This is a genomic window from Kribbella sp. NPDC051936, from assembly GCF_040680955.1.
Classification (GTDB): domain Bacteria; phylum Actinomycetota; class Actinomycetes; order Propionibacteriales; family Kribbellaceae; genus Kribbella.
On record NZ_JBFAXS010000014.1, the window covers coordinates 29779 to 42542 of the forward strand.

Annotated in this window: 13 protein-coding genes; 10 read left to right on the top strand and 3 right to left on the bottom strand. The window is 70.2% G+C overall.

The annotated features are described in order from the left end of the window. Positions 1 to 67: 67 nt before the first annotated feature. From AB0L64_RS38385 to AB0L64_RS38430, 10 genes are all read left to right on the top strand, one after another. Positions 68 to 772: a metal-dependent transcriptional regulator gene (locus AB0L64_RS38385; RefSeq protein ID WP_359927203.1), complete on the top strand. Its 705-nt coding sequence runs from the start codon at positions 68 to 70 to the stop codon at positions 770 to 772. Between the two features lie 82 nt (positions 773 to 854). Next, positions 855 to 1634 carry a methyltransferase domain-containing protein gene (locus AB0L64_RS38390; RefSeq protein WP_355701140.1) on the top strand — a complete coding sequence of 260 codons (780 nt, stop codon included), beginning with the start codon at positions 855 to 857 and terminating at the stop codon, positions 1632 to 1634. Positions 1635 to 1660: 26 nt separating this feature from the next. After that, positions 1661 to 3007: an aminodeoxychorismate synthase component I gene (pabB, locus tag AB0L64_RS38395; RefSeq protein WP_363717889.1), complete on the top strand. Its 1347-nt coding sequence runs from the start codon at positions 1661 to 1663 to the stop codon at positions 3005 to 3007. Further along, positions 3004 to 3702, top strand: coding sequence for an aminotransferase class IV (locus AB0L64_RS38400; protein WP_363717890.1), 699 nt, complete (start codon positions 3004 to 3006; stop codon positions 3700 to 3702). The genes pabB and AB0L64_RS38400 overlap by 4 nt, the downstream gene beginning before the upstream one ends. A gap of 86 nt (positions 3703 to 3788) precedes the next feature. Beyond that, positions 3789 to 4694, top strand: a complete 906-nt coding sequence (locus AB0L64_RS38405; RefSeq protein WP_363717891.1) for an SPFH domain-containing protein — start codon at positions 3789 to 3791, stop codon at positions 4692 to 4694. A gap of 7 nt (positions 4695 to 4701) precedes the next feature. Then, positions 4702 to 4911: a hypothetical protein gene (locus tag AB0L64_RS38410; RefSeq protein WP_363717892.1), complete on the top strand. Its 210-nt coding sequence runs from the start codon at positions 4702 to 4704 to the stop codon at positions 4909 to 4911. Continuing rightward, on the top strand, positions 4904 to 5668 hold the full coding sequence (locus AB0L64_RS38415) for a GPP34 family phosphoprotein (protein WP_363717893.1): 765 nt from the start codon (positions 4904 to 4906) through the stop codon (positions 5666 to 5668). The genes AB0L64_RS38410 and AB0L64_RS38415 overlap by 8 nt, the downstream gene beginning before the upstream one ends. Positions 5669 to 5725: 57 nt before the next feature. Further along, positions 5726 to 6085 (top strand): GntR family transcriptional regulator, encoded by a 360-nt coding sequence (locus tag AB0L64_RS38420; protein WP_363717894.1) that lies wholly within the window; start codon positions 5726 to 5728, stop codon positions 6083 to 6085. Then, complete coding sequence (locus tag AB0L64_RS38425; RefSeq protein ID WP_363717895.1) at positions 6085 to 6978, top strand: ABC transporter ATP-binding protein; 894 nt, start codon at positions 6085 to 6087, stop codon at positions 6976 to 6978. The genes AB0L64_RS38420 and AB0L64_RS38425 overlap by 1 nt, the downstream gene beginning before the upstream one ends. Beyond that, on the top strand, positions 6975 to 7739 hold the full coding sequence (locus AB0L64_RS38430) for a hypothetical protein (RefSeq protein WP_363717896.1): 765 nt from the start codon (positions 6975 to 6977) through the stop codon (positions 7737 to 7739). The genes AB0L64_RS38425 and AB0L64_RS38430 overlap by 4 nt, the downstream gene beginning before the upstream one ends. Positions 7740 to 8159: 420 nt before the next feature. Here AB0L64_RS38430 and AB0L64_RS38435 read toward each other — a convergent pair whose 3' ends face one another. The 3 genes from AB0L64_RS38435 to AB0L64_RS38445 form a co-directional block, all read right to left on the bottom strand. After that, a complete protein-coding gene (locus tag AB0L64_RS38435; RefSeq protein ID WP_363717897.1) occupies positions 8160 to 10808 on the bottom strand; it encodes a glycogen debranching protein in 2649 nt (882 codons plus the stop codon). Between the two features lie 43 nt (positions 10809 to 10851). After that, a complete protein-coding gene (locus AB0L64_RS38440) occupies positions 10852 to 11859 on the bottom strand; it encodes a LacI family DNA-binding transcriptional regulator (protein WP_363717898.1) in 1008 nt (335 codons plus the stop codon). Positions 11860 to 11933: 74 nt separating this feature from the next. Further along, positions 11934 to 12710 (bottom strand): LLM class flavin-dependent oxidoreductase, encoded by a 777-nt coding sequence (locus AB0L64_RS38445; RefSeq protein ID WP_363717899.1) that lies wholly within the window; start codon positions 12708 to 12710, stop codon positions 11934 to 11936. Positions 12711 to 12764 lie beyond the last annotated feature (54 nt).

The following is a 12764-nucleotide window of genomic DNA, read 5'->3' on the forward strand; positions in this document are numbered from 1 at the left end:
GCTCATCCTGCACCGGTACCCAGCCGGAATTGGGTAAGGCTTGCCTCAATAGGTGAGAATGGTTGTCGTGAGCGACCTGATCGATACCACCGAGATGTACCTGCGGACCGTCTACGAGCTGGAAGAAGAAGGCATCGTGCCGCTGCGGGCGCGGATCGCCGAGCGGTTGCACCAGTCCGGCCCGACGGTCAGTCAGACGGTCGCGCGAATGGAACGCGACGGTCTGATCAAGGTGGAGGGCGACCGCCACCTGGAGCTCACCGACGTCGGCCGCAAGCAGGCGGTCCGGGTGATGCGCAAGCACCGCCTGGCCGAGCGGCTGCTGGTCGACGTGATCGGGCTCGAGTGGGAGGACGTGCACACCGAGGCCTGCCGCTGGGAGCACGTGATGAGCGACGCGGTCGAGCTGCGGCTGCTGCAGCTCCTCGGCAACCCGACCGAATCGCCGTACGGGAACCCGATCCCCGGCCTGGAGGAGCTGCAGAAGGACCACCAGGTCAGCGACATCGGGGACTTCCGGATCGGCGTCGAGCCGCTCGACCAGGTCCTCGACGCCGCGACCGGCGAGAGCGTGCGGGTGCTGGTGCGGCGGATCGCCGAGCCGGTGCAGACCGACGACGGCGCGATGGCGGTGCTGCGCAAGGCCGGGGCCCTGCCGGGCCGCGAGGTCGACTCCACGCTGGACGCCGAGGGTGTTCTGGTCGGCAGCCGCGAGGCCGGCGGCGTGATCAGCGACGAGACCGCCGGGCACATCTTCGTCAGCCGCGTCTGACAGTCCCACCTGGTCAACTCTCTGTTAACGCAGTGCACCCGATGCGGCACGTCGGGTGTACTGCGGGTAGCGTCGGGCCGCGATGTCTGAGAATCCTGTCGACTGGCCGCAGTACCTGCGGGAGTTCCATACCGCCACCCCGGGCAGCACCGAGGCGTTGCTGTCGCGTGCGGTGGCCGGCGACCACACGCCGTACCGCTGGCTCGTCCGCGCCGTCTCCGGCGAGGCGCGCAGGGTGCTCGACCTCGCCTGCGGCAACGGCCCGGTGGCCCGCGAGCTGTACGGGCGGTGGGTGGTCGGTGTCGACAACAACGCCGCCCAGCTCGAGGGCGCGCCCGGCCCGAAGGTACAGGCGGACGCGCTGCATCTGCCGTTCGCGAACGAGGTCTTCGACGTCGTCACCTGTTCGATGGGCCTGATGGTGCTGCAGCCGCTGCCGGAGGTGCTCGCCGAGGCGGCCCGGGTGCTGCGGCGCGGCGGCGTCCTGGCCGCGATCGTGCCCGCCGTACGGCCGCTGCGGCGGGGCGACATCCGCACGCTGAGCGGTCTGACAACACGCTTGCGCTCGACGCCGCAGTTCCCGGCCGGTGGCGAGATCACCGAGCTGAAGGATCAGCTGAAGCACGCCGGGTTCGACGTGATGGAGAGCCAGCGCGAGCGGTACGTGTACATGATCCACAGCCGCGACGACGCCACACGCCTCGTCAACGCCCTGTACCTGCCGGGGACGCCGGACGCCCGCCGGGACACCGCCGCGGCCTGGCTCGCCGACCGCGCCGAGTCCAAGGACGGCCTCGAGGTCGCGATTCCGATCCGCCGGATCACCGCGATGCGGACCAAGGTGGCACTCGCCACCTCCTGACGGCCGCCAGTCGGTACCGTGTGCTCGTGAGTGCGCTGCGCTGGTCCGTCCGGACGCTCGACCGGGCGCTCGACGGTGAGACGGTCTACCGCGAGCTGCTGGCCGGCGAACCGGTCGCGTTCTGGCTCGACGGCAGCCTGACCGACCGCGCGCCCCGGCGGATCTCGGTCCTCGGGACGACGGCCGGCGCCGACGTCGTGGTCCGGGACGTGGCCGACGGCGACGTCTTCGCCGAGCTGAACGAGCTGCTCGCGGCCCGGGCCACGGAGCCGCCGCCCGAGCTGACCGGGCTGTTCTGCGGCGGGTACGTCGGATACTTCGGCTACGAGCTCAAGGCCCTGACCGGGGGCGCGGCCGCGCACGAGGCCTCGACCCCGGACGCGCTGTGGATCTGGGCGGACCGGTTTCTGGTGATCGACCACGACCGCGACCTCACGTACCTGGTCGCGGTGGACGGCGGCGAGGACTGGCTGGACCGGGCCGAGGAGGCCGCGTCGAACTGGTGGATGGGCAGCGTCGACGTCCCGGCGATCGCCCGGATGGATCTCGAGGCGCACCTGGAGCAGGACCGGGCGACGTACCTGGCCGGTATCGCGCGCGTCCTGGCCGAGCTCGAAGCCGGCCAGACGTACGAGGTCAATCTGACGAACCGGATCCGCCTGCCGGCCGTGCCGGACCCGTTCGAGTTCTTCCGCTGGCAACGGTCCGCGAACCCGGCGCCGTACGCCGCCTTCCTCAGGTACGGCGATCTCGCCGTGGCCAGCTCGTCGCCGGAGCGGTTCCTGACCGTGGACGCGGACGGGTGGGCCGAGTGCCGGCCGATCAAGGGGACCGCGCCACGCGACCTCGACCCGGCGCAGGACCAGCTCGCGGCGAAGGCGCTGGCCGAGGACGACAAGACCCGCGCCGAGAACCTGATGATCGTCGACCTGATCCGCAACGACCTCGGCCGGGTCAGCGTGCCGGGGACCGTGACGGTTCCGCAGCTGATGCAGGTCGAGAGCTACCGCACCGTGCACCAGTTGGTGACGACGGTGCGCGGGCGGCTGCGCGACGGAGTGACCGCGGTCGACGCCGTCCGGGCGTGCTTCCCGCCGGGCTCGATGACGGGCGCGCCGAAGATCCGCACCATGCGGATCATCGACGAGCTCGAGTCGAGTGCGCGCGGGGTGTACTCGGGCGCGCTCGGCTACCTCGGCGTGGACGGGCGGGCGGATCTCAGCGTGGTGATCCGGACGGCGGTGCTGACGCCGGACGAGACCGTGGTCGGGGCGGGTGGTGCGATCGTGCTCGATTCCGACCCGGTCGCGGAGTACGAGGAAATGGTGCTGAAGGCACTGGCTGCCGTCGGCGGACAAGGTGGGGGAGAATGACGGAACTGCAGGTGGCGGACTCGTTCCTGGTTGCCAATGGCAAGGTTCGGGGGCTGGAACTGCATCGGGAGCGGTTCGTCCGGTCGTGTGCCGCGGCGGGGGTGGCCGCGGACCGGTTCTGGGACGAGCAGATCGGGCGGCTGCCCGGGTTCGGGCGCTGGTTCCCGCGCTTCGAGCTGCGCGCTTCGGGTGAGCTCGCCGTCCAGCTTCGCCCGGCGCCGCCGATCGGCGGCCGGGTGCGGGTCGCCGTTCACGAAGGGCCGGATCCGCGGACCGCGCCGCGGGTGAAGGGGCCGGATCTCGAGCTGCTCGGCAAGTTGAAGGAGTCCGCGGCCGACCGCGCCGACGAGATCCTGCTGCTGGACGCCGACGGGACGGTCCTCGAGGCCGCGTACTCGGCCGTCGCGTGGTGGGAGGACGACACCCTCTGCTTCCCGGAGTCCGACCGCCCGTTGCTCGCGTCGGTCACCGCCCAGTTGCTGCGCCGCATCGCCGCGGCGCAGGGCGTCGAGATCATCGAACGCTCGATCACTCCGCGGGCCCTGCAGAACAGCACCGAGGCCTGGCTCCTCAACGCGCTGCACGGCATCCGCCCCATCCACGCCTGGGGTCCGTCGGCCATCGACCCGCTCCCGAACTCGCACTCCACGCTGTGGCAGTCGCACCTCGAATCCCTCGCCACCCGCCTGCCCTGACATCTGCCGCTCCCGCCTCGTGGCGGGCGGCTGTTGTAAATGTGATATCACTTTGCTACCTTGGAGCTATTCGAGAGGAGCATGTGATGGTGGATGTCGCGGTGGAGATGCCGGCCCCGAAGGTCGTCGAGCGGGCCGGGCGGGAGCTGAATGGGTGGCCGATGGCGGGGCTCGCGTTCGTGCTCGCGGTGGTCGGCGTGCTGGTGTTCGTGCTGGGCGCCGGTGACGGGAACGGCGTGCTCATCACGCTCGGGATCCTGGTGTTCCTGGCCGCGCTGATCGTCGCCGGCGGGCTGACCGCGGTCTCGCCGGGACGGGCCCGGGTGCTGCAGATCCTCGGGCGGTATGCCGGAACCATCCGGACGGACGGCCTGCGCTGGGTGCACCCGCTGTCCTCGCGGCGTGAGGTCTCCACCCGGATCCGCAACCACGAGACGGCTGTTGCCAAGGTCAACGATGCCGACGGCAACCCGATCGAGATCGCCGCGGTCGTGGTGTGGCAGGTCGAGGACACCGCGCAGGCGACGTTCGAGGTGGACGACTTCGTCGAGTTCGTGGCCATCCAGACCGAGACCGCCGTCCGGCACATCGCCAACAGCTATCCGTACGACGTGCACACCGACGACGGCGGCCTGTCGCTGCGGGACAGCACCGACGAGATCACCGAGAAGCTGTCGGCGGAGATCGCCGCGCGCGTCCAGGCGGCCGGTGTCCGGGTGATCGAGTCCCGCATCACCCACCTCGCGTATGCGCCGGAGATCGCCCAGGCGATGCTGCGCCGCCAGCAGGCCGGTGCGGTCGTCGCGGCCCGCCAGCGGATCGTCGAGGGCGCCGTCGGCATGGTCGAGCTGGCGCTGGACCGGCTGTCGGAGCACGAGGTGGTCGACCTGGACGAGGAGCGTAAGGCGACCATGGTGAGCAACCTGATGGTGGTGCTGTGCGGCGATCGCGACGCGCAGCCGGTGGTCAATACCGGCTCGCTGTACCAGTGAGCCCGTCGTGGCCGTCGAACGGAAGAAGGTCCTGCTCCGGCTGGATCCCGCGGTGCACGACGCGCTGGCCCGATGGGCGGCCGACGACCTGCGCAGCACCAACGCCCAGATCGAGTATCTGCTCCGCCGGGCATTGGCCGAGGCCGGCCGACTGCCGAGCGGCGTGACCAAACAGCGCCGCCCGGGCCGGCCGTCCAAGGAGGAAGCCGATGAGTAGGAAGAGCGTGACCACCGGGCCTGGCCCGGCTCGTCGAGAGCCGCGGAGGCCGGTGGGATCGGGCCGGAGCGGACCGGCCGGGGCGGCCCGGTCGCGGGGCGCTCAGGTTGTTGCTCTTGGCAACGTAGGGGTGCCGGACTCCGCGGCTGCCAGGGTTCTCCTGCTGGCCTACGATCCGGAGCGGGGCCGGCTGACGGCCCGGTCGAAGCTGGGCAAGGTGCTGCGGGCCGCCGTACTGGTCGATCTGCAGCTGAGCGGGAACGTGGTCGACGACGGTGGCCGGGTCCGTGTGACGAACTCGCCGGCTCCTGCGGACGTGGTGGCAGCGGAAGTGCTGGAGGAACTGAGCGCGACCGGTCCACGGCGCTGGCGGCACTGGATCGATCGGCGGGGTGGTGCGACCGTGCGGCAGGTTCGGGACGAGCTCGCCCGCGCGCGACTGATCAAGGTCGAGCCGCGCCGGGTGCTCAGGATCTTCCCGGCGGACCGCATCACGCTGCGCCATCCGCTGGTACGCCGCCACCTGCTGCAGAGCGCCAACGACACGTTGAGACCGTCCCGGCTTGTGTCCCGCGTGGACCTCCGGGACGCGTCCGTCGTCGTCCTCGCGTCGACGGCGGATCTGCGCACGGTGCTGACGAAGGACCAGCGCACCCGCCACAAGGACCGCCTCGCGCAGCTCGCGGTCCGCGTCGGTCCCGTCGTACCGGCGCTGAAGAAGTCTCTCCAGCAGTCGCAGTACTCCGCGGGTGGGTGACCCGGTCAGGCGCTACGGTTCATTACTCAGGTAACGAACCGAGGAAGGGGGTGGGTGATGTTCGACGACCGGAGTCCGATCTACCTGCAGATCGCCGAGCAGATCAAGAACGACATCGTCTCCGGCGCGCTGGCCGAGGACGAACAGGTGATGTCGACCAATCAGTACGCCGCCTTCTACCGGATCAACCCGGCGACCGCGGCCAAGGGATTCGCCCAGCTGGTCGACGACGGCATCCTCTACAAGAAGCGCGGGATCGGCATGTTCGTCACGCCGAACGCCCGCGACCTGCTCCGCACCGGCCGCCGCGACTCGTTCTTCGCCGACGTCGTCGATCCGATGATCCGCGAGGCGAAGGCGATCGGCATCCCGCTGCAAGACATCGTCCAGCACGTCCGGACCTACGGAGAAGCCTGATGACCGCCCTGACTGTCAGGACCGAGAACGTCTCGGTCCGGTTCGCCGGTGTGCCCGCGCTGGACCGGCTCGATCTGCGGCTGGCGCCGGGGAAGATCCACGGGCTGCTCGGCCGCAACGGTTCCGGCAAGAGCACGCTCGCCGCGACCCTGGCCGGGTTCCGGCGGCCCGACGAGGGGCGGGTGCTGATCGAGGGCGGCGACCTCGGCGCGGCGCAGGAGCCGTACGAGAACGCCGTCGTCACCAGTCGCGTCTGCCTGATCCGCGAGTCCGGCGACCGCCCGGACGCCGTACCGGTGAAGTACGCCGTCGGGCTCGCCGCCGCGCTGCGCCCGTACTGGGACGCCGACCTCGCCGGCGACCTCCTGGACCGCTTCGAGATCCCGCTGAACAAGAAGATCCAGAAGCTGTCCCGCGGTAAGAAGTCCGCGCTCGGTGTCGTCGTCGGCATCGCCAGCCGCGCCCCGCTGACGATCTTCGACGAGAGCTACCTGGGCATGGACGTGCCGTCGCGGAACCTGTTCTACGACGTGCTGCTCGCCGACTACGCCGAAGTGCCGCGCACGATCGTGCTGTCCACCCATCTGGTCAGCGAGGTGAGCACGATGCTCGAGGAGGTCCTGATCCTCGATCGAGGCCGCCTCGTCGCCCAGTCGCCGGTGGACGCGCTGCGCGGTCGCGGGGCCTCGATCGTCGGACCGGCCGGCGCGGTCGACGAGTTCACCGCGGGCTTCACCGTGCTCGCGGAGGAGCGACTGGGCGGGACCAAGTCGACCACTGTCCTCGGTGACCTCGACCCGGCGTTGCTCGCGCAGGCGACCGCGGCCGGCCTCGAGATCGGCCCGGTCGGTCTGCAGGACCTCTTCGTCCACCTCACGGGAGCAAAGGCATGAGCACGGCGGTTCGGAGCACGGCGTTGCCGCGGGGCGCCACCGACGTACACCGGTTGAAGAACGTGCTGTGGTCGCTGGTCATCGGTCTCCGGCCGATGCTGCTCGGCTACTGGGCCGTGATGGTGGTCGCGTTGTTCCTCGGCGGACTCGCCGTCCAGCTCGTCACCAGCGGCGTCACCAGCAGCGCGTGGGACTACGGAACCCAGTCGCCGAAGTACTTCTCGATGGCCGTCGGCATCACCGTCACCCCGGCGTACTTCGCGCTGCTGATCTCCCAGGGCATCACCCGCCGGATGTTTTCGTTTGCCTCAGGCATCTATCTCGCCGGTGCCGCGGCCGGCACCTCGCTGCTCTGGGTGCTGATGTATCAGCTGGAACGCTTGCTTTACGCGGCGCAGGGCTGGCCCGACACGATGACGAACCCGCACCTGTTCACCAGCACGACGCAGGCCGGCCTGATCTTCGCCGAGTTCTTCCTGCTGATCCTGTCGCACGAGGTCACCGGCTGGCTGCTCGGTATCACGTTCGTCCGGTTCGGGGCCTGGCGCGGCATCGTACTGCTGCCGCTCGCGCTGCTGCCGGCCGCGGCGGCCGAGTTCCTGCTCGTCGCCCAGTGGCTCGCGGACGTGCTCGACAACATCGGGTACCGCCGTCCGCCGCTCGCGATCGCGGTGCCGGCGGTCCTCGTCGTCAGCGCACTCGGTGTGTACGCCGGCTATCGCGTTCTGCGACCGATGGCAGTCAAACCAACGAAAGGTTGAGGACGTTATGCACAGGGGGTGTGCATAACTCGGACGAATTCTGTGGATGGGTGCGCAATCATTGTGGACGACGGAAAACTGCTGCCTGGAAGGGGTTGTGCGGGCCCGTCGGCAGCGGTAGAAATATCGACACGCTACTTCGATCGGGGTGGCGGGTCGAACGGAAACCGAGTGCCCTCGCGGTGGGGATCCCCACCGAGGTAGACCGGTGACGGGGTCTGCCGGCATCTACGGACCCGCTTCGGGAAGCTGGAGACGTCACTTTCCTTCAGCTGTGCGGGCCCCTCCGACTCATACTCGGAGGGGCCCGCTTTCTGGTCCGCTCGAAGACTCCGCGGTGCCGATATCCGGGCAGCACAAGGCCGGCCGGTGCGCGGAACGGTCGCGCACCGGCCGGCCAGGGCTCAGCTCAGGTCGGACTCACTGCAGCGTGATGGTGAGCGCCGTGTGCGCACCGCGCGCCGGCACCCGGACCTCCGTTCCACGGCTGGTCGTGACGAGCTGGTACGTCGCCGCGTGACCGTCGACCGCCACGCTCCGCACCGTGGCGCCCTTCGGCAGTACGGCGCCGGCCGTGAGCGCCGCGCCGACGCCCTTCACGGTCACCTCGGTCGACAACGCCTTATTTGTAAGGCGTGCCGACACATCGACGGCTCCACGACCGACCTTGATATTGCTGCCGGCAACCTTCTGCTGACCTTCCGGCAGCTGCGGTACGACGGCGATCCGGCCGTGCCCCAAATCGGGGTCGACGCCGAGCTGCTGGTGGATCACCGGCCAGACGATCCCGTACGCGCCCCAGGCCTGCAGCGCCATCGAGCGGTCGTAGAACGGCCGGCCGATGTTCGCCGCGGAGTCGGGCGACGGAGCGATCTCCGGCATCGCGCCGGGCAGCTCCCAGACCGACGGGTCGAGCTGGATCCGCGCGTTGCCCGTGGTGTAGACCTGCTGCTGCTTCGTGCCCAGCCGCCCGAAGTTGCCCTCGGCAACGGCCATGATGGAGGTGTTCAGGCCGAAGATGCTGCGCTCGCTCTTCACCTGGGAGACGACCGGGTCGCAGGACGGGCCGGGGTTGCCGGCCGGGTCAGAGGTCGGACCGGTGCCGGTGTGGTAGAGGCCGAACTCGCCTGTGTAGCAAGCCGTTTCGCGCTGGTCGAGCGCAACCCTCGCGTGCGCGTCCGATGCGAGCGGCGAGGTCTGTCCCGGCCGGGTCAGCACCGCTTCCATCGGCGTCACGCCGATCCAGTGCCGCTGGAAGATCGGCGTGTTGTCGTTCGCCGGATCGGCCGGGTCGTCGACCGAGTCGGCGTATCCCTTCGCGGCCGGCACCCACCACTGCGCCTCGAACCGGGACTCGAGGTCGGTCGCCCGGGCGGTCGCCCACTGCTGTACCTTCGTGTCGTGCCTGGACGCGGCCAGGTCGGCCAGGTCCCGCAGGCCGCGGGCCAGGTACACGGTGCTGTCGAGCTTCTCGACACCCATCCCGGCGCGCTCGACGTTCGCCAGGCCTTCGGGCCAGCCGTCGTTGTCCTTGTCGAGCTCGCGGTACACGTACTGCAGGTTCCGGACGCTGAAGTCGTACATCTCGTCGCGGAACTTGTCGTCGCCCGTCCACCGCCACAGCAGCGCGACCGTGCTCGGGAACTTGACCGTCTCGTCGGTGTTGCCGGCGCTCTGGTTCGACCCGAAGTACACGTCACCGGTCGGCGTCACCTCGTGCGCGACCTTGCCGCTGCGCTGGTTGAGCAGATCGCTGACGTCGCGGAGTGCGCGCAGGTGTTCCTTCACCGTGTCGAACTGACCGGCCGCGACGGCCGCGAACGCGGTGTATTCGCCATCGGTCGCGAACAGCCAGGGGTAGTCCGGGAAGCCGGCGCCGAACCAGCGCGCGGCCGGCACGGTCCCGACCGGTGCCGGGTAGTCCTTGCCCTCGTTCACGTCCCGGATCCGCAGGTTGCGCGCCTCCTGGACGGAGTCCGCGAGGTTCTGCTTGCTCCACTCGACGCTCTGCTGCAGCAGCCGGTCACCAGGAAGGTCCACTGCGGACTGCGCGTCGATCTGCTGCCGTGCGGAGGTCTTTGCCCGCAGCAACTTTTCCGGATTGCTCAACGCCTTGCCGTACTCGCGTTCCGCGGCGCCGCTGCCCTGATCGGATCCGGCGACCGCGAACCAGATGGTCTTCGACTGTCCGGCCGCGAGCGGTACGTCGTAGGTGAGGCGGCCGCCCGTGCCTTTGCCGACGAGCGAGTCGTCGCACCGCGCGGGTGTCGTACCGTCGGCCGGGCAGATCACCGCCGGGCTCTGCGGTCCGCGGTGATCCGGACCGAGTTGGTGGTCCGACGGACGCAGGGACGATCCGACGAACGCGGCGTAGTCGTGGGCGGCGGCGTTCGGGTACGTCGGGGTGCCTTGTTCGCGGAAGCGCAGTGCGCTGCCGGTGAAGTCGCCGGTGTCCGGGAGGTTCGCGTCCGCGGCGCTCGGCGTGGTCCAGCCCCACGGGTACGACTGCATGAGTTCGGAGTGCGCGTCGACGTCGAGCTTGACCGTCTTCGCCGTACTCGAGCTGAGCGTGAGACCGACGAGCGTCGCGCGGATGCCGTCCGGCACGAAGTCGGTACGGCGGACGTTCACCGCGCCGGAGTAGTCGATCCGGCTGTAGCCGTGTCCGCTGGTGTACTTCGCGGCCGGCATCTGCTTGCCGAGCCAGTTCCCGTCCAGGCCGAACCAGATGCCGTCGAGGAGCTTGATCGGCTGCGACCAGAAGCCGCCCATCTCGCCGCGGACGTGCCACCCGGCGGCGGGGTACAGGCCGGACTCGTCGCCCATCGCGTAGGCCCGGTCGCCGACGACCAGCGAGCGGCGATCGGTCAGGCGCGTGGTCTCGGAGAGTTCGGACCCGCCGGTGGCGACGGCGGTCGTGGTCGAGGACCGGGCGGCCGGTCCGGCGATCGCGGAGGCGGTGCCGGCCAGGACGGTCGCGGCGGCCAGCAGAGCGATCCCGGCGGTCCGGCGGGCCGGTCTGCTTCGGGGCGGGGCGGAGCTACTTCGGTTGGTCGGATAGGGAGTCATGGCGGTTCCTCCTTCTCGCGGCGCCCGGGGAGAAGCGCCGAAATCAGCCAGGGGCCGAGCTGCCCCTGATCACCAGTTCCGGTTGCAGCAGACGTCCGGCCGGTGCGGTGTCACCGGGCCTACCGGTCAGGATCGTGATCAGCTCCTCGGCGATCCGGTCCATCGGTTGCCGGAGGCTGGTCAGGCCGGGGGAGACGACCTCCGCGAGCGGCGAGTCGTCGAAGCCGGTGACGCCGACGTCGCGGCCGGGAGCGAGACCGCGGCGGGTCAGCTCGCGGAGCGCGCCGAGCGCGAGGATGTCGCTCAGGGCAACGATCCCGTCGACGGCGCCGTCGTCGTCGAGCAGCCGCGCGGTCGCGCGGGCGCCGTCCTCGATGGTGTCCTCGCGGCAACGGACCGCCAGCCCGGCGGTCGGCAGCCCGAGGTCCGTACACGCGTCGCGCCACCCGCCGGCCCGATCCTCGGCCAGGCCCGACGTCTTCGGCCAGCCCAGGAACGCGATCCGGCGACGGCCGGTCGCGTGCAGGTGCCGGACCGCAGTCGCGGAGCCGGCGGCACCGTCGACGTCGACCCACGCGCCGGGCTGGGTGGTTTCCTTCCACACCCGGCCGAAGCTGACGAACGGGATGCCCTCCTGTTTCAGCCACCCGTGCCGCGGGTCGTGCGTCTCGGTCTGCGACAGCACGAACCCGTCGACCAGCCGGCGCGCGTGCAGGTCGTCGTACGTCGGCATACCGTCGACGCCGCCCGGTGCGGTGAACAGCAGGATGTGCCGGCCGGTGCGTTCCGCGGCGGCGCACAGCGCGTGCAGGAACTGGTCCATCACCAGGTGCGTCTGGTTCGGCCAGCTCGGCACGCAGTACCCGATCAGTTCGACCGCGCTGGTGCGCAGACTGCGGGCGTTACGATTGGGCCGGTAGTTGAGCAGCTCGATCGAGCGGTTCACCCGTTCGAGCGTGTCCGGGCGGAGGCGGTGCGGAGCGTTCAGCGCGTTCGACACCGTCTGCACGGAGACCTCCGCGTGGGCGGCAACCTGCTTCAAGGTAGCCACAGCGACCTCCCCCGGGGGTTTTGAACGTTAAAAACATCCGCAGTCTGCACCGGAGCCGTCGCGCTGTCAACGGTTCAGAGCGCCGGCGGCCCCTGGCGCACGATCGCCAGGGTCTCGTCCGCCGGCATCGGCGCGATCCACCGCCCCCACCACGTGGCACCCGCCGCCGCGAACGCGCCCGGGTCCCCGCCACTCACCTTCACGTCGGACGCGCCCGCTGCCAACAGCCCGACGACATCCGCGGGCGTGATCTGCCGCGGTGCGTCCGTACTGCCTTTGTAAGCACACGATCCGTCCCACCGCAGGATCCGCCGCCGCACCGCGGGCACAAGAAAGTTGCCTCCTACCCAGATCGGTATCCGCGGCGCCTGCACCGGCCGCGCCGTCAGCTGTGCGTTCTCCAGCGTGTAATGCTTCCCGCGGAAGGTCACCGGGCGGCCCGTCCACAGCTCGTCGATGATCGCCAGCCCTTCGTCGAGCATCTCCGCCAGGACCCGCGGGCTGTTGGCCTCCAGGAACGGATCGCCGGGATCCCCGATGCCCACTCCGAGGATCATCCGGCCGCCGGACAGTTGGTCCAGTGCCACCGCCTCGGCAGCCACCTTCCACGGCCGGCGCCGGGGCAGTGGAGTGACGGTCGTCCCGATCCGGATCCGCTCGGTGGCCATCGCCATGGCGGCCAGACAGATCCACGGGTCGTACGTCGGGTGGGACGCGTCCCCCTGGTAGACGAGGTAGTCCTCCAGGAAGAACCCGTCCCACCCGGAGTCCTCCACCACCCGGGCAAGCTCCGCCAGCCCGCGCGGATCCCGCCCGACCCCCACCGCCCCCACCGTCACCGAGAACTTCACCCACCTGACGCTAACCCCACCCACCGACAACCGAGCCCACCTCGGCCCGCCGCC